Genomic DNA, 17,127 nt, shown 5'->3' with positions numbered 1-17,127 from the left:
GATCGTACCGATTTCATAAACTGATTAACATGAGCCAAGAAGTGAATTTGCACGGACAATCAGAGGTGATCACGACCCATGAGGTTCATCATGATGAGCACCATGGCCACCATCACAAGGAAACTTTCATCACCAAATACATCTTCAGCCAGGATCATAAAATGATCGCTAAACAGTTCCTGGTAACTGGTATCATCTGGGCCATTATTGGTGGATTATTCTCCGTGTTGTTCCGCCTTCAGCTGGGTTATCCCAACGAAACCTTCCCTTTCCTGGAAACAATCCTGGGTAAGTGGGCTGCTGGTGGTAAAATACAACCCGAGTTCTATTATGCCCTCATCACCATGCACGGTACCGTGCTTGTATTCTTTGTACTGACAGCAGGCCTCAGTGGAACATTTTCCAACTTCCTCATTCCACTTCAGGTAGGTGCAAGAGATATGGCATCCCCCTTCATGAATATGCTGAGTTACTGGTTCTTCTTTGCCGCCAGTGTGCTGATGGTGTCATCCCTTTTTGTTCAGACAGGTCCGGCTAGTGGAGGATGGACTTCCTATCCACCGCTCAGCGCCCTGGGAGATGCTTCCGAAGGCTCCAAGATCGGTATGGACCTCTGGCTTATCAGTATGGCGCTTTTCGTTGTAAACTCATTACTCGGAAGCCTTAACTATATTTCTACCATCCTGAATATGCGTACCAAGGGTATGAGCATGACCCGCGTTCCGCTTACCATCTGGGCGCTGTTCTTTACCGCCGTACTGGGTGTATTATCTTTCCCTGTACTGCTTTCAGGATTTATACTATTGTTGTTTGACCGCCATGCCGGAACCAGCTTCTACCTTTCTGATATCTTCCTGGCATCAACCCAGAAAGCGCTACCAAATGAAGGAGGAAGTGCAATCCTTTACCAGCACTTGTTCTGGTTCCTTGGTCACCCTGAAGTATATATCATCATCCTTCCAACGATGGGACTGGTTTCAGATGTTATGTCGGCCAATGCCCGTAAACCAATTTTCGGTTATATGGCGATGGTAGCTTCCATGTTCGCCATCTGTGTACTCGCCTTCCTTGTTTGGGCACACCATATGTTTGTAACCGGACTAAACCCATTCCTTGGTTCCGTTTTCGTTTTGCTGACACTGCTTATTGCCGTGCCATCAGCCATCAAGGTGTTCAACTGGCTTACAACATTATGGCGCGGTAACCTGCGGTTTACGCCAGGTATGCTTTTCGCCATCGGTTTTGTAAGCATGTTCATTTCAGGTGGACTTACCGGTATCTTCCTGGGTAACTCAACACTGGATATTCACCTCCACGATACCTATTTTGTTATTGCACACTTCCATATTGTAATGGGTGTATCAGCATTCTTTGGAATGTTTGCCGGATTATACCATTGGTTCCCCAAGATGTTCGGACGTTATATGAACAATACCCTGGCCTATATCCATTTCTGGATCACGCTGGTGGGTGCATACCTGATTTTCTGGCCGATGCACTACCAGGGCTTTGCCGGTGTTCCGCGTCGTTACCTCGATTTCAGTGGCTGGGCATCATTCAACCAGTTTGAAGGATTGAACCGTTTCATATCCATAGTAACGATAGTAGTATTCGCCATTCAGTTGCTTTTCGTTTTCAACTTCTTCTATTCTATGTTCAAGGGAAGAAGGGTAACTACCCAGAATCCATGGCAGGCAACAACTTTGGAATGGACCACCCCCATCAATCCGGGTCACGGTAACTGGGAAGGTGAGATTCCTGAAGTTCATCGCTGGGCCTATGATTATGGTAAGGATGGTCGTGATTTCATCCCCCAAACTGAGCCAGTCTCAAAGACTGAAAGCCCTGAGGGTGCTCACTAAAAGGGTCAAATAAAAAATTAGAACAACATAAAATGCCCTGATGTTTTATCGGGGCCTTTTTTTAGAGCAGGGATAGTTTGTTTAATAAAGATTGATGCAGCAGCCAGATCCGGTGAAACGAGTTGAGAAGTACAGTATTAGTACACGGTTGCGTGATTATATGCTGCTGGTGAAGTTCTCTTTGACAATATTGGTGGTGTTTTCAGCAGTGATCAGTTACCTGCTGGCCCCAAAAGTGGTGGAGTTTGACTGGTCCATGATAGGTATACTATTCCTGGCAGGTTTCTTTGTAACAGGAAGTGCCAATACCATTAACCAGGTGGTTGAGAAAGATACCGATGCCCTGATGAAGCGTACTGCTAAAAGGCCTATTGCATCTGGCAGGATGTCGGAAACAGAAGGATGGATCTTTGCAGTATTGAGTGGAGTTGTTGGGGTTGGTTTGCTCTGGTATTATTTCAACGGGTTATCGGCCGGCCTGGCAGCTTTCAGCCTTTTCCTCTACGCCTTTATCTATACCCCTTTAAAGAAGGTGAATTCGATATCGGTGCTGGTGGGGGCCTTTCCGGGAGCATTGCCCTGCCTCATAGGTTTTGCAGCAGGGAATGATACGCTCTGGATAGGTGAGCACGGAACAAGAGATCTCGGCGGCTGGGCCATGTTTGCGATACAGTTCTTCTGGCAGTTCCCGCATTTCTGGGCAATTGCATGGATAGCACACCGCGATTATGAGGCTGCAGGTTTTAAGTTGCTGCCATCTGTTGAAGGGCCTACAAAGTATTCAGCGATACAATCGATCATTTATTCAGTATTGCTGATACCGGTTGGATTATTGCCCTATTTCACAGGACTTACCGGTTGGGTGAGCCTGCTTATAGTGCTGATAGCTAACCTGGGGATGGTATACCTGAGTGTGCGGCTTTATTATGATATGGAAGTGAAAGCTGCTCGCCGGGTGATGTTTGGAAGTTATTTTTATTTGATGGTAGTGTTTTTTGCACTGCTCGCCGATAAGATAGGGTAAATAAATACAGTGAGAATGAGTACTAATATAGCTATGGAACAAAGAAAAAGGATACATCCAAGTAAGTTCACTCTTTGGGTGGCAATTGGGAGTATGATAATGATGTTTGCCGGGCTTACAAGTGCCTATGTGGTCAAAAGAAGTATGCCCAGCTGGACCACCTTCGAGATGCCAACCATCTTCTGGTATTCCACCGCGGTAATGGTCATCAGCAGCTTAACTATGATCATGGCACTGAGGGCATTTAAACAGCGTGAAAGGGTGAAGTATCGTGCCTTACTAACGCTAACAGCCATCCTTGGAGTGGCATTTGTTATAATGCAGGTTATTGGCTTCAGCCAGATCTGGGCAACGGGCATCACCTTTGCAGGGTCAGGAGCGGGACAATTCCTTTATATCATTGCCGGCCTTCATGGGATACACGTTTTAGGCGGGGTGATAGCACTGATAATTATGTTTTTTAAAGCATTTAGCACAAGAATGCGAAATTATAATGCCGTACCGGTAGAAGTAATGAGCACATACTGGCATTTTGTAGACTTTTTATGGATCTACCTGCTGGTATTTTTTATGCTAATGCAATAGTTAATTCCGTATATCCGATTAAATTTGCGAACCAATCTTAAACACTGAACATGGCACAAGCAGTACCTGCAGAACAAAAATGGTGGAGTGGCGGTAAAAGTCCCTTCAACGTGGAGTATGGTAAACTGATGATGTGGTATTTCCTTATGAGTGATGCTTTCACCTTTGGTGCATTCCTGATCTCTTATGGCACCATCCGTTTTTCCAGCAATTCATGGCCCGACCCCAATGAAGTTTTCCAATCATTCCCTGGATTAGGTTCCGGACTCCCATTGATGTTTGTGAGCCTGATGACATTTATCCTTATCATCAGTTCGGTTACCATGGTACTTGCGGTTCAGGCCGGTCATGCGATGGATAAGAAAGCCGTGGTTAGAAACCTTATACTCACAATTATCGGGGGTATCGCCTTCCTTAGCTGCCAGGCATGGGAGTGGAACCATATGTTCCATGAAGGTGCATGGTGGGGTAGCAATCCCTTCCTGAATATTGATGGCACCAAGGCATCAACTAACTTTACTAACTTCTTCTTTACTATAACAGGCTTTCATGGTTTCCACGTATTTAGCGGGGTTGTCATAAATATCATCATGCTGATCATGACGCTTAATGATGTATTTGAGCGCAGGGGTCATTACCTGATGATAGAAAAAGCCGGACTGTACTGGCACTTTGTAGACCTGGTATGGGTATTTGTTTTCACTGTATTTTACCTTGTTTAACCCAATAAAGACAATCATATCATGGATAATATTCACGATCTTCAAGAAGTAACCCATCACCACGAATTTGACCGGGAAGCAGGCCGCAAAGAGGTGATCAGAGTTACCGTGATTCTTTCAGTTATCACACTGATTGAACTTGCCCTGGGTTTCTGGCTGATGTATATAGATGGCGAATTCTTCCGCTTACTCATCAAAGGAGTTATATGTGTGCTGATGCTTGCAAAGGCTTTTTACATTGTTGCATACTTCATGCACCTCAAACATGAGTTGAGAAATATGATCATGACGATAGTGGTTCCGCTATTGCTGTTTGTATGGTTCCTCATAGCTTTCCTGTATGATGGAAACTCATATAAGAATCTTAAGAATACATATGATCCTTACCACTATGAACAAAGCAAGACCAAGGCTGAGAAACCAGCCCATGGCGGTGGTGAAACTAAGGATGCCAAGAAGGAAGGCTCAGTTGAATAAGGGCTAATGTTCTTAATGGAATTGAACCATCCGCCCTGCGGATGGTTTTTTAATAGGATCCAATCATCAATAAAATAAGGTCTTGAATAAGAAAGCATTAGTGGGGATATTGATAGCGCTGGTTCTTCCCGTGATCTGTTACTTTATCGTGGATTATTACAGTGTGGGTGCTATTGATATGCCACGTCGTTATTATGTTGATACTGTATTAACACGTGTAGACGGAGGAAAGGAAATCACCGACACCGTTTGGCATAAAGTGGCGGATCTCTCGCTTGTTAACCAGTTGGGTGATACGGTTTCTCTCAGCGATGTAAACGGTAAAGTGATCGTAGCTAATTTTTTCTTTACACGCTGCCCTTCCATTTGTCCAGTCCTCACCCGTAATATGCTGCGTCTCCAGAATACACTTCAACTGAAAGAGGTTACCCGGAAAATTGATACCACCTTTGTGCAATTCCTTTCATTTAGCGTAGATCCTGAGCGCGATTCAGTTCCACAGCTTAAGAAGTATGCCGACAAATATGGTGTTAATCATGATGTGTGGTGGATGCTTACCGGCGATAAGAAAACCATCTATGATTTCGCCCTGAATGAAGTGAAATTATCAGCATTGGATGGAGAAGGTGTCGATTCAAATTTTATCCATACCGAACGCTTTGTTTTGCTTGATAAAGACCGCGTGGTAAGGGGATATTATAATGGCCTCGACAGTATGGCCATGCAGGATCTTGCCGGCGATATCGTTAAGCTGATGCTCGAAAAAGATAAAAAGAAGAAACGTAAATTATTTGGCAATTAATTGAAATACCATGTTACCGGCACTAATAGAGAAAAATGATAAACAAGCCAGGATATTGATAGGCATTGTTTCCATAGTAGTTTTTGCAGCAGTGGTGATGCTGGGCAGGGTAGAGTTGAAGGTAGATCTAGGCTTTGACGTGCACCTGTTCGCTAAAATTAATGCAGTGATCAACTCTGTAGTTACCTTATTACTGGTAGCCGGGTTAGTGGCGGTTAAAAAAAGAAAATATTCATTGCATAAAAAGATAATGCTCACCGCAATGGTATTGTCGGCTCTTTTCCTGATATCTTATATCGGCCATCATCTTTTTGCCGGCGATACAAAATTTGGTGGGCAGGGTTTCATAAGACCGGTTTATTATTTTATCCTTATCACCCATATCATTCTCGCCGCTATCATATTGCCATTTATACTATTCACTGCTTATCGCGCGCTCACAGCAGAATGGCCAGCACATCGGAAACTTGCAAGGATAACCTGGCCTATATGGTTCTATGTTGCATTGACAGGGGTCATAGTATATCTTATGATCAGCCCTTACTACGCTAATGCATGACCGAAGTTTTGTATTTTAATTTAGCATAAATTCACGGGATGACAGTTCGGTCTTCTCCATTTTACGAATTGCAAAAGCTGTACAGGATACTTCTTTATGCCCAGATCGGTCTGGGTATTCTGGGAATTGCACTCATTCAGTTTAACCTGCTGAAGCCCTTTGCCTCCGTTTCGATGGACCGGCTGCTTCAGGTGATCACGGTTATCTATTCATTTGCAGCCGTTATAGTTGGTATGCAGCTATTCCGCCGCCGGGTTGAATCTATCCGTTCTGATGATAATGCTGTGAGGACAAAACTTGCAGCCTACAAAAGTGCAGCCATGCTTCAGTGGTACCTGCTATTAGGAGCGAGTGTTTTCTGTATGGTATCATATGTCATAACAGGGAACTGGTCATTTCTTGGGCTGACAATAATGATACTAGCTATTTTCGGCGGACTTAATCCCTTCAAACAAAAGGTGATGCTTCAGTTAAGGTTATCGGAGCAGGATGTTGCTGGCATTTAGATGAGCATCAATCGTCTGCCAGTTTGGTTGGGTCCCAGAATCTTTTATTAAAATCCATAACAGTATCGTTCTCTACTATTATCCCCTCTTTCTCGAGGAGTTCCTGCATTTGAGTGGGTGTGGCGAAATGTGCCTTTCCGCTGAGTTGCCCGTTTCTGTTCACTACTCGTTGGGCAGGGATCTTTCGTGAACTGGTGAATGATCCGTTGAGCGCCCAACCGACCATCCGGGCTGATAATCCTGATCCTAAAGCCCTGGCAATGGCCCCGTATGTGGTAACACGACCCCGGGGGATCTGTTCTACAAGATCATATACCTGTTCAAAAAAAGAGCTTTCCGCTTTTCCGGAGGGTAAGACAGTCTTAACCTCCTTCTTTTTCCTGGGCATGTCTCTCTGTTTTTTGGCGGATAAATTGACTTCGGCGGGGCTCTTCCACGTTGTCATAGTTATATGGACAATGCAAACAACCGTTGCCACAGCAAAATCCCTTCTCGAGATGATACTTTTCTGTGAGTACTACAAATCCCTCAGCATTATAATAGAAATCTATTCCTTCAACTAGTTGCTTCTTCATGTTTCTTAACCAATTCCTGCAGCTCATCATCCAGATCCTGCAGCGGCTGTTCCGGTAGCCGGAATGAAATGTAATGAATGCGATTACTTCCCGCTATATCCAGTCCCTCATAATGTGTTTTGATCTTCAATTCAGGAGTGATGCCTTCCCATGAATGTATATCATCATGATGTTCAACCATCTCCAGCCGATGAAGGTCAATGACCATTAAGGTAAATCGGTATAGTACGGGCGAGTCGGTCTTTAAATGAACTAAACCGCCGGGCGACAGAAATTGTTGGTACAATCGTAGAAATTTCGGGTGTGTCAGCCGTTTTTTAGCCCTTGACCGCCTTAATTGGGGATCTGGAAATGTTATCCATATTTCGTTTACCTCGTTTTTATTGAAGTAAGTGCCTATCCGGTCAATCTGCGTACGCAGAAAAGCTGAGTTGCTGATATTGGCAGCAATCGAGTTTTTAGCACCTACATAGAGCCTGTTTCCCTTCACATCAACGCCTATAAAATTCAGCTCCGGATACATCGCCGCCAAACCAACGGTATATTCTCCTTTCCCACAGGCCAGTTCGAGGGTAATCGGATGATGATTGCCAAAATGTTTATGCCAGTTACCACCCATTCCTTCCGGGTTCTGTAAAACATTGGGAAATCCCTTGATCGCCTCAAACCGCAGTAATTTTTTTTGACCCATGCGCGCAAAGATATGCAGAAGCAAATACTGAAAATGGGTTGTTTGAAAGGAGTGTAAACCCGGTACTTTTAACGTCTTATCCTAGGGTTATCCTAGGGTTATCCTAGGGTTATCCTAGGGTTTTTAGCCTTCAAAAGCCTAGGATAACCCCAGCACAACGCCAAGATAACCCTAGGATGGCAATTAGTCCATTCAACTTTAATACAAGGATTAATAAAACGGCCGTCTCAAATGAATGAGACGGCCGTCATTTATCTTTCAGATGGGCAGGAAATTACCTTTCGAGTATATTGGTATTAGAGGGGATGATATGCAGCAAAGCACCTTTCCCCGGTGCTAATGCAGCAATGCGCGAATGACCTTCGATCACCATAAAATCGCCACTTTCCTTATTGGCAAAGCGGGCCAGGATGTTGATTGGTCTTTGCTGATTCTGTATAATGAAATCCTCATCCTCGCACCATGCACTCAGGGTGCCATCAGGACCCATTTGGATCGTACGGATCATGGTTCTTAGTGGCCGGATAAAACTTTTATCGATCTTTTCTTTGATAGATGCAAATCTGAATACGCCCAGTTTGCTGCTTATCTTGTCCATTTCAATCTTTTTCATGATCGTACAATTTTTATTATCAGTTAATTAGATGAGGATTTGACTATTGTCCGGTTCCTGCTTCCTTTTTAGCGTCTTCAACCATCTTTTCTGTTGCATAGATGGCGAATTCAACACGGCGGTTCTTGGCACGGTTAGCCTCTGAATCATTGGGGAATTTTGGTTGATTTTCACCATACCAGGCTGTCTTGAGTCGGTTGGTTGCAATCTTTTTTGATTCCAGGTAGGCAGAAACAGCTGCGGCTCTTTTTTCTGCGAGCTCCATATTGTAGCCAGCTCCTCCTTTAGAATCTGTGTGGCCTTCAATAAGTATATAAGTATCAGGATACTTGTTGAGAATATTGGCCAGTTCTCCAACTTTCTCTTCAGCTGCAGTGGTCAGATTGGACTGATCGTAACCAAAAAGAACACCAGAGTCGAATGTTACATTGATTCCTTCTCCAACCCTTTCAACAGTAGCCCCTGGGATAGTTTCAATTTCTTTAGCCTGCTTATCCATCTGCCTTCCGATAATCCCTCCGGTAACGCCACCAACTGCCGCACCGATGATTGCACCAACTGCGGTGTTCCCTGCAGCCTTACCAACACCAGCTCCAACAGCACCGCCGGCAGCAGCACCTATTACAGCGCCTTTCTGGGTTTTATTCATTGATTTACAACCCGTTGCTACAGAAGCAATGAGTGCTATACCAAGCGTGAACCTTCCCAGGTTCCTGCTTATAGATTTTTGATTGATTGTCATGGGTTTCGATTTTTTAATTATTCAGGCCTTACTTTACCAATTCCAAAGGTTACGCCAACGTTCAGTCCGAGATTCCTGTTTTTCATATCCAGGTTATCGGCCTTCATTACATCAGAGAAACCATGGTAATAATTGAGGTCGAGGTTTAGCCAGGTTTTGTTTACCAGGCGGTAGTTCAATCCAACAGATCCGTTCAGACCTATATCAAAGGAATTGGCGATATCTTTTGAATCCACTTCTGTTTGAAAGGCGTCACTAACTTCATATTTCTGCTTTCCACCAACGAGGAAACCAAGTGAAGGTCCGAGGGTCACTTTAGGTCTTACCCTGTTACCCAGTTCTCCAAAAAAGTACATAGCCTTGATGGGAACCCTGATATAATCGAGGCGGGTAGTGGTAGTTGAATTGTCTGTAGAAGATTTTCCCCCTTCTATACTCCATTTAACGTCAGCTCCAAATCCGAAGCGTGTTTCCGTACTTACAACCAGTGCTAACCCAACGTTTCCAGCCGGCTGATACTTACTGTTTGGGCTGTTGCTCAGCCAGGTATGGCCAAATCCGGCAGTTGGTCCGAGAGATACATTGTCCTGTGCTTTTACAGTTGTTCCAAGGGTCAGTGCCGCTGTGATGCCTAGAATCGCCGGCCTGATCATCATACTCATTTTCATGTGGTCATTAATTAGTTATACACGGGTGGGAAAAAAACTATGCCATCCAAACCTCAATTCCTCACCGGCTAATAGTCAATATTATCCCGTTCCCATATAAGCATAAATGTTATATGGGGTTATCCTGACCCGCTATTTAATTGAAAATGAATTATTAAGACAAAAAAAGCCCCTCCTAACAAGAGGGGCTACCTAACAGCTGTAAACACACACATGAGAAAAAATCGTTGGGCCATTAACAAAAAAATCCCACCATAGGGGGCGGGATTTAAGCGAAAAATTGCTGTAGGGGGAGGAGTCGAACCTCCACGAGGCAGTTAGCCGTAGCACAAAGATTAGTGGTCAACCCTGGTCGGCTTTATTACAGTACCGGTTACCCGGAACAGCAATACCAGTCGGCTCTATGCTAAGTTTATCCTGGAATCCCCACCCCCGAGACGAGAGGGCATGTCTGCCAAAGATTTCATCACCCCACAGTATTAAGAACAAAAAAGATATACGGTTGCTGTAGGAGGAGGAGTCGAACCTCCACGGGGTCGTTAGTTTTGCCGAAGCAAGCTTTATCCGATTGTCCCCACCCCCGAGACCAGAGGGCATGTCTGCCGAAAAATTTCATCATCCCACAGTGTCTATAAGAACTTCGATAATGCAAACATACAGAGAAATGGGTATTCCTTGCAAATAATTCAATCAATAATTGAAAACTATCGAAATTATCTAAAAATTACTATATTGTGGTAGAAATCATCAAAAACAGTGACCGAAAATGGCGGTGAAATTAAATTTAGATAAACTGGATTACCAGATCATCCATGAGATGATGGAGAATGCGGAGACCTCTTATGCAGATCTCGGTAAAAAGCTCTTTGTTTCTGGTGGTACCATCCATGTACGCATTAAGAAATTGCAGGAGATGGGCGTTGTCAAAGGCTCCCGACTCAGTGTTGACCTGAAATTGCTTGGATATGATGTAATTGCCTTTATTGGTATTTATCTTGAAAAGAGCTCCTTGTATGATACAGTTGCGCGTGAGCTGGGAAAGATCCCGGAGATCGTGCGCATGAATTATACGACCGGAAATTACAGTATTTTGGCGGAGATCATCTGCAAGGATATAAATCATCTCCGGAATGTATTGCATGACCAGCTGCAGAAGATCAAGGGTATAGAGCGGACCGAGACATTTATTTCACTTGATGAGAGTCTGAACCGGAATGTTCAGGTGAGGGGTGAGACTAAGATATAAGAGAGCAAACGGTTATGAATACAGTTGACTGGTTCAACAATTATTGTGTAGAAAATACATATCCGTTATCTTTAAAATTGAACAATGATAATGCTATCGCATGAAAAGAATATTTCCTTTTTTACTGATTGTTGCAAGTCTGGCCCTATTAGGATTACCATCCTGCAGTAAGGGCGGCGGAGGTGGTGGCACAACGCCAGAGGAAAACCTGAATATTACAACCAGTCCGGCCATTAATGGCCAGTTGGAAGCTCCGGGAGTTGGACCAGATTTTCCCTTAACCGTAACTGTTAATTCCGCGATGCCGCCCCAGGGAGTCCGGATAGAAGTAACGGCAAGACCGGATGGTTCAGGTACTGCATTTTTTACGGAAACAAAAACAACCAGTGCTAAGACAACAACTTTCCAGATAAAGAACACCCCGGCTGCAACGCCTTGTCGGGTAACCGTTACTGTTACTTCGGTTTCTAAACCAAGTAATACCGTATCAGGATTTTATTTGTATTCCAGAAAGAGCTGATGCCTCTAATGACCTAGGCTTTTACATCCAGTGCATCACGGATACCATTACCCAACAGGTTAAAAGCTAATACCAGCAACATAATAGCAAAGCCCGGTGCCAATGCCAGCATCGGGTTATTTGTTATGATGAAATTGTAGTTCTCTTTGATCATACCACCCCAGCTGGGCTGCGGGGGCTGCACACCCATTCCAAGAAAACTGAGTCCCGCTTCAATTACTATTGCTGATGCAAAATTTGCCGCTGCAACCACCAGTACCGGACCCATTATATTGGGCAGAATATGTTTTATGATGATGCGCATATCACTATAACCAAGTGCACGCGCCGCCTCCACGTATTCGAGGTTCCGGATGGCCAGCATTTGCCCTCGAACAATCCGCGCCACATTCACCCACATGGTGAGTCCAACGGCGATGAACACCTGCCAGAATCCTTTTCCCAGCAATAGTGTAATTGCGAAAACCAACAAGAGCGTGGGGATGCTCCAGATAACGTTGATGAACCACATGATCCAGTTGTCAACCTTGCCTCCATAGTAACCGGCGAGCGCTCCTAATATAAGCCCAATAGTAAGGGATAGCAACATAGCAATGCCCCCCACAAGCAGGCTTACACGAACACCAATCAGGAGCCTGCTCATTATATCACGTCCATATTTATCTGTTCCGAGATAGAATTTCTTTGTAATGATATTTTTTTCTAGCGGAGTGTTTAAATCATCAAGGCTGATCTCCATTGGCTCTGATAATCCCTCATCAATGAATTTATGGAGAATAATACTATTTGTAGTTAGTGTAAAAGAGTCGATGGGTATAAAAATATGTTTATCGGGCTCACCGTAAATTGTTTTACTGAGCCAGTTTTGTTTTTCGCCTGTTTCCTTAGGCTGCAGGAAAAATGTTTGCCGGAAACCAGGTTTACGCCCACCGATTTCAACGATCATACGATTGGCATCGGGACTCCCATCAGGCGCCAGCCAATAAGCAAAAATGGCCAGGAAGAATGAAGTAACAATCAGAACCATACCGAATGCTGCTCCTTTGTTCTTAAGCAGTTTACGGATAATATGATTTTCATTGTTTGATTGCATTGGGTAAAAATAAAGAATTAGCTGACCCTCCTTCCTTTCCATTCGTATTGTCCGAACTGGCCGAAGCTGCCTGCTATAACCGTATATAAAATATGGATTGGCTGGAAGAGCGGAAACCAGACCATCAGATTTTGTTGTTGGTAAAAACTGGAAACTGAATACATGAACCGCCATTCCACCAACGTCTTAAGTAATAAAAATCCAACCGCAATTATTGCCTGGTCGATTGAAAAAAATCCAGCTATCAAAATGGTAAGGAGTAGCAGGTTCATGGTGTAAACGAGCAGCAATACACGAAAAACATTTTTATCCTTGTAATCCTGTGCTTTACTGGCCCACCTGATGCGTTGCTGGAAGAACGCACGAAGGGTTGGTTGTGGATTTGTAGTAACAACAACTGCCTTATTTTTCAGGTATCCAACCTTCCCGGGGAACTTCCTGGCTATTTTGTGCATAAGCAGCATATCATCACCGGAAGCCTTTCGATCAATATCACGGAAACCCTCAACAGTATAAAATGCATTTTTTGTGTATGCCAGGTTGGCGCCGTTGCACATACTGTGAAAACCCCTGTGAACCGATGCTGCCGTAATACCCTGCAGACTCGTGAAATCGAGTACCTGGAAAATGGAAAGCCATCCCCCTCTGTGTTTGATCTTTACCGGAGCGGCAATAAACTGATCACCGGTTTTCTCATAATGTGCAACCATATGATTTAACCAGTCCTGCTCCATGGTACAATCTGCGTCGGTGGTTATGATCAGTTCTCCCCCGGCAGCTGCAATTCCTGCTTCCAGTGCTTTTTTCTTGTATGAATTAGTGGATGGTGAAATCCCCTGGTCATGCAATGAGATCAGGTGCAGAATAGGCGAGTCGAACTGTTTTACTATGCGGGCGGTATTGTCCTCTGAATGATCATCAACAATGATGCATTCCATCAATGAGGATGGATAGCGTTGCTGCAATATCGACTGAATACAGGAGGCAATATCTCTTTCTTCATTTCGGGCCGGAACAATTATCGAAACCCTTGTATGTGGGGAGCTGGTTAGTGCTGGCTGGGCTGGTTCTGCCGGCATATCTTTCCAGCTTCTGAAATAGTATTGAAGCAGCAGGGCATACGCAGCCAGGAGTACTAACGCAGTGATATATACGAAAATCATCATGCCGGTTGCTGATATATTCTTTCTGCAATGGTAGCAGCAAAAGCTGGCTTTAGCAAACGATGCCCTGCTTCTATAATGTAGAGCCTGGTTTCTGCGCCGCTCTTTCGGAGGAACCGCTCGCCCTGGCGGGTTGTAATGATGCGGTCATAATTGCCGAAGAAAAACAATAGAGGCAGTTTTGATGATTTCAACAGATGGCTTAGCAGGGTTGTATCGGGGCGGAAGTTGCGGAACAGCGTCCAACGTTCATATAGTTGGTTTCTTTGTTCGGGGTCATCGAGGTAGCGATGGCTGAATTTAAAGATGCTCTGGTTCAGTAGCCCAGCCTTACGGGCCCATTTCATTGCGCGGAAAAGCCAGTTGGGGTTATTCATCGTTTGGCGGAAAAGCCGGTTACCTACCTGGGTTTGGGTGGTGAGCCAGTACCAGAAATTGAGCTTGAGTCCATCAGGTGCCAGTAATATCAGTTTCGTAATACTGCTTGTATAATGCTGGGCCAGTGTTAACGCAAGTCTTCCCCCCATACTATAACCTGCCAGGGCCCATTGGGAAGTACCGGGCATCACCTTTTCTGCAATGGAAAGCAGGATCAGTTGCAGGTCGGGAGGCAGGAATTCGGCCTGCCGCCATACCGTTTTACCATGCAGGGGTAGGTCGGGGCATATTACAGTATAGGTCTTAGCCAGTTGTTCTGCAAGGGCGCTGAATTCCTCGCCGGTTTCGCCATAGCCATGCAGGCAGAAAAGCAGGTTGGGGCCGCTGCCGAAACGGATATAATGAATGGTATTATTCTGGTGATTGAGGTACATGAGATGCAAATCTGCCATACAATATAGCTCCATTTTGACGGAGAAACCCAGTGATCAAAAGCAACAAAAAGAACTTGCAGATATGAATTTAATCTATTACATTTGAATAGTTGTTTAACTAACTATATGCCAAACAACCAATTCAAAAAGGGGGAGTTATACAGTTTTATCACGGGTAAAGCATCCACTGCCATAGCGAGGCGTTTGCAGAAGAAATTCAATTCAGCCGACCTGAACCTTACTATTGAGCAATGGAGTGTTTTGTATCATTTATGGAAACAGGATGGCATTAGTCAGCAGGAGCTATGCAATGCAACATTCCGGGATAAGCCAAGTATCACCCGGTTGGTCGACAACCTGGAGAAACTGAAGCTTGTAAAGAGGGTTTCATCCAAAGAAGACAGGCGTATGAACATGATCTTCCTGACTGCTGAGGCGAGGAAGCTGGAGATAGAATCAATGGAACTGGCAGAGGAAACACTTAATGATGCGCTGGAGGGGGTGCCCGCGGACCAGGTTGAAATTTGTAAGCAGGTTTTACAGATCGTGTATGATAATCTGAAATAGATCTCCCAATATACCAAACCACATAAAAAAACAAAAATGAGCAGTGCCGCCCAACAACAAGCCACCATCCTTAAAGGAGGAGAATGGCTGATCAAAGAAAGCGCAGCGTTTGAGACCTTCATTCCGGAGGATTACAACGAAGAGCAGCAGATGGTGAAAGAGATGTGCGTTAGTTTCCTTGAATCGGAAGTGATGCCCATTCTTGACAGAATCGATAAACTGGAGCCGGGGCTAATGCCTTCGCTTGTTGACAAAGCAGGGGAACAGGGTTTGCTGGGCACTTCCATTCCGGAAGAGTTTGGCGGACTCGGCAAGGATTTCATCACCTCAACTTTGGTGAATGAAGGCTTGGGTGGCGGATTTTCTTTCTCTGTGGCAATTGCAGCCCATACGGGGATCGGAACCTTACCCATACTATATTTTGGAACCCCCGAGCAGAAGGCGAAATACATTCCAAAACTTGCTTCCGGTGAGTGGAAGGGCTCCTATGGACTTACAGAACCTAACAGTGGGTCAGATGCCCTGAGTGCCAAAACAACCGCAAGACTCAGTGAGGATGGAAAGCATTACCTGCTCAATGGACAGAAATGCTGGATCACCAATGGCGGCTTTGCAGATATCTATACTGTATTTGCAAAAGTGGATGGAGATAAGTTCACAGGCTTTATTGTTGAGCGCGGCATGGAAGGATTCACCCAGGGGCCGGAAGAGCATAAGATGGGTATCAAAGGCTCCTCAACCGTACAGCTCTATTTCCAGGATTGTAAAGTACCGGTGGAGAATGTATTGGGTGAAATAGGCAAAGGACATATCATCGCCTTCAACATCCTGAACATTGGAAGATTAAAACTTTGTGCGGCAGCATTAGGTGGAGCCAAAAGAGCATTCAATGTTTCTATTGAATATGCCAATACCCGCGAACAATTCAAACAGCCGATTGCAAATTTCGGGGCTATCAAACATAAGATCGCTGAAATGGCGGTTCGTATATGGGTAGCCGAAAGTGCATTATACCGCACCAGCAAATGGATCGATAATAAAGAACATGAATTGCTGGATAGTGGCAAGCCTTTCAATGAAGCCCTACTGGGGGCTGCTGAAGAATATGCCATTGAGTGTGCCATGCTGAAAGTATATGGAAGTGAGATGTTGGATTTCATTGTGGATGAAGGCGTGCAGATTCATGGAGGGAATGGCTACAGTGATGAATATGTGATCTCCAAAGCCTATCGCGACAGCCGTATCAATAGGATCTATGAAGGCACCAATGAGATCAACAGATTACTTACTGTTGATATGGTATTGAAGCGGGCCATGAAGGGAAAGCTTGATCTGATGGGTCCAGCTATGAATGTGATGAAGGAACTGATGAGCATTCCTGATTTCGGGTCAACTGATGAAGCGCCTTTTGAAGCGGAAAGAAAAGCTGTCAATAATTTCAAGAAAGCAATACTCATGACAGCGGGTGCTGCCGTACAGAAACTGATGATGAAAATTGAGGACGAGCAGGAAGTGTTGATGCAGGTTGCCGATATGGCCATTGAAACTTTCAATGCAGAGAGTGCACTCCTAAGGGTCATGAAACTTGTAGAGCAAAGAGGGGAAGCAGCCTGCCAACTTGAATTGGATATCATGCGTACCTATCTCTATGATGCCGCCGACCGTATCAATAAACATGGTAAAGATGCGATCAATGCATTTGCCGATGGTGATGAACAAAGAATGATGCTGCTTGGACTGAAGCGGTTTACCAAAGTTTCTTCTTTTAACAGCAAGGAAGCACGTCGCCGGATAGCAGCAAAAATATTGGGAGATAATAAATATCCCATGTAGTTGGTTTAGTTACATTTCTGACAGATCCCGGTGCGACCCACCGGGATTTTTTATGTCTATATCCCAA

21 protein-coding genes are annotated in these 17,127 nt (G+C 44.6%); 12 read left to right on the top strand and 9 right to left on the bottom strand.

The genetic code is table 11. The annotated features are described in order from the left end of the window. Window positions 1-29 precede the first annotated feature (29 nt). The 8 genes from V6M43_RS13365 to V6M43_RS13330 all read left to right on the top strand — a co-directional run bounded on the left by V6M43_RS13365 (window position 30) and on the right by V6M43_RS13330 (window position 6,537). Window positions 30-1,862 (top strand): cytochrome c oxidase subunit I, encoded by a 1,833-nt coding sequence (locus V6M43_RS13365; protein WP_332736034.1) that lies wholly within the window; start codon window positions 30-32, stop codon window positions 1,860-1,862. Between the two features lie 94 nt (window positions 1,863-1,956). Further along, window positions 1,957-2,886 (top strand): heme o synthase, encoded by a 930-nt coding sequence (gene cyoE / locus V6M43_RS13360; RefSeq protein ID WP_332736032.1) that lies wholly within the window; start codon window positions 1,957-1,959, stop codon window positions 2,884-2,886. A gap of 15 nt (window positions 2,887-2,901) precedes the next feature. Then, window positions 2,902-3,471 carry a cytochrome c oxidase subunit 3 gene (locus V6M43_RS13355; protein ID WP_332736030.1) on the top strand — a complete coding sequence of 190 codons (570 nt, stop codon included), beginning with the start codon at window positions 2,902-2,904 and terminating at the stop codon, window positions 3,469-3,471. A gap of 50 nt (window positions 3,472-3,521) precedes the next feature. Further along, a complete protein-coding gene (locus V6M43_RS13350; protein ID WP_332736029.1) occupies window positions 3,522-4,193 on the top strand; it encodes a cytochrome c oxidase subunit 3 in 672 nt (223 codons plus the stop codon). A gap of 21 nt (window positions 4,194-4,214) precedes the next feature. Continuing rightward, window positions 4,215-4,670, top strand: a complete 456-nt coding sequence (locus tag V6M43_RS13345; protein WP_332736027.1) for a cytochrome C oxidase subunit IV family protein — start codon at window positions 4,215-4,217, stop codon at window positions 4,668-4,670. Between the two features lie 82 nt (window positions 4,671-4,752). Continuing rightward, entirely contained in the window at window positions 4,753-5,472 is a 720-nt protein-coding gene (locus V6M43_RS13340; protein ID WP_332736025.1) for an SCO family protein, read from the top strand. A gap of 10 nt (window positions 5,473-5,482) precedes the next feature. Further along, window positions 5,483-6,031, top strand: coding sequence for a DUF420 domain-containing protein (locus V6M43_RS13335; protein ID WP_332736023.1), 549 nt, complete (start codon window positions 5,483-5,485; stop codon window positions 6,029-6,031). A gap of 38 nt (window positions 6,032-6,069) precedes the next feature. Continuing rightward, entirely contained in the window at window positions 6,070-6,537 is a 468-nt protein-coding gene (locus V6M43_RS13330; RefSeq protein ID WP_332736021.1) for a hypothetical protein, read from the top strand. Window positions 6,538-6,544: 7 nt separating this feature from the next. Here the strand turns inward: V6M43_RS13330 and V6M43_RS13325 are convergent, their stop codons facing one another. From V6M43_RS13325 to V6M43_RS13300, 6 genes are all read right to left on the bottom strand, one after another. Further along, on the bottom strand, window positions 6,545-6,925 hold the full coding sequence (locus V6M43_RS13325) for an MGMT family protein (protein ID WP_332736019.1): 381 nt from the start codon (window positions 6,923-6,925) through the stop codon (window positions 6,545-6,547). Then, the gene (locus V6M43_RS13320; RefSeq protein ID WP_332736016.1) at window positions 6,900-7,112 is read right to left on the bottom strand and encodes a DUF5522 domain-containing protein; all 213 of its coding nucleotides are present in this window, start codon (window positions 7,110-7,112) and stop codon (window positions 6,900-6,902) included. Before V6M43_RS13320 ends, V6M43_RS13325 begins: the two co-directional genes overlap by 26 nt. Further along, entirely contained in the window at window positions 7,093-7,803 is a 711-nt protein-coding gene (gene trmB / locus V6M43_RS13315) for a tRNA (guanosine(46)-N7)-methyltransferase TrmB (protein WP_332736014.1), read from the bottom strand. The genes V6M43_RS13320 and trmB overlap by 20 nt, the downstream gene beginning before the upstream one ends. Window positions 7,804-8,077: 274 nt before the next feature. Beyond that, on the bottom strand, window positions 8,078-8,416 hold the full coding sequence (locus V6M43_RS13310; RefSeq protein WP_332736012.1) for a hypothetical protein: 339 nt from the start codon (window positions 8,414-8,416) through the stop codon (window positions 8,078-8,080). Between the two features lie 43 nt (window positions 8,417-8,459). After that, window positions 8,460-9,158, bottom strand: coding sequence for an OmpA family protein (locus V6M43_RS13305; RefSeq protein WP_332736010.1), 699 nt, complete (start codon window positions 9,156-9,158; stop codon window positions 8,460-8,462). Window positions 9,159-9,175: 17 nt separating this feature from the next. Further along, window positions 9,176-9,826 (bottom strand): porin family protein, encoded by a 651-nt coding sequence (locus V6M43_RS13300; protein ID WP_332736008.1) that lies wholly within the window; start codon window positions 9,824-9,826, stop codon window positions 9,176-9,178. A 766-nt stretch (window positions 9,827-10,592) separates the two neighbouring features. Between V6M43_RS13300 and V6M43_RS13295 the strand changes: the two genes are divergently transcribed. Together V6M43_RS13295 and V6M43_RS13290 are read left to right on the top strand one after the other, a co-directional pair. Further along, window positions 10,593-11,072, top strand: a complete 480-nt coding sequence (locus V6M43_RS13295; RefSeq protein ID WP_039130567.1) for an Lrp/AsnC ligand binding domain-containing protein — start codon at window positions 10,593-10,595, stop codon at window positions 11,070-11,072. Window positions 11,073-11,172: 100 nt separating this feature from the next. Continuing rightward, complete coding sequence (locus V6M43_RS13290) at window positions 11,173-11,592, top strand: hypothetical protein (RefSeq protein WP_332736006.1); 420 nt, start codon at window positions 11,173-11,175, stop codon at window positions 11,590-11,592. 13 nt (window positions 11,593-11,605) lie between these two features. Here V6M43_RS13290 and V6M43_RS13285 read toward each other — a convergent pair whose 3' ends face one another. The 3 genes from V6M43_RS13285 to V6M43_RS13275 are packed head-to-tail and all read right to left on the bottom strand — an operon-like array spanning window position 11,606 to window position 14,678. After that, complete coding sequence (locus V6M43_RS13285) at window positions 11,606-12,685, bottom strand: ABC transporter permease (RefSeq protein ID WP_332736004.1); 1,080 nt, start codon at window positions 12,683-12,685, stop codon at window positions 11,606-11,608. 17 nt (window positions 12,686-12,702) lie between these two features. Continuing rightward, on the bottom strand, window positions 12,703-13,851 hold the full coding sequence (locus tag V6M43_RS13280) for a glycosyltransferase (protein ID WP_332736002.1): 1,149 nt from the start codon (window positions 13,849-13,851) through the stop codon (window positions 12,703-12,705). After that, complete coding sequence (locus V6M43_RS13275) at window positions 13,848-14,678, bottom strand: alpha/beta fold hydrolase (protein WP_332736000.1); 831 nt, start codon at window positions 14,676-14,678, stop codon at window positions 13,848-13,850. Before V6M43_RS13275 ends, V6M43_RS13280 begins: the two co-directional genes overlap by 4 nt. A 108-nt stretch (window positions 14,679-14,786) precedes the next feature. Here V6M43_RS13275 and V6M43_RS13270 point away from each other — a divergent pair, with 108 nt between their 5' ends. Further along, window positions 14,787-15,227 carry a MarR family winged helix-turn-helix transcriptional regulator gene (locus V6M43_RS13270; RefSeq protein WP_039130578.1) on the top strand — a complete coding sequence of 147 codons (441 nt, stop codon included), beginning with the start codon at window positions 14,787-14,789 and terminating at the stop codon, window positions 15,225-15,227. Window positions 15,228-15,263: 36 nt separating this feature from the next. Further along, window positions 15,264-17,060, top strand: a complete 1,797-nt coding sequence (locus V6M43_RS13265; RefSeq protein WP_332735997.1) for an acyl-CoA dehydrogenase family protein — start codon at window positions 15,264-15,266, stop codon at window positions 17,058-17,060. The last annotated feature ends 67 nt before the right edge of the window (window positions 17,061-17,127 follow it).

Source organism: Flavihumibacter sp. (assembly GCF_036676075.1).
Lineage (GTDB): Bacteria > Bacteroidota > Bacteroidia > Chitinophagales > Chitinophagaceae > Flavihumibacter.
This window is presented reverse-complemented; position numbering and strand designations above follow the sequence as displayed.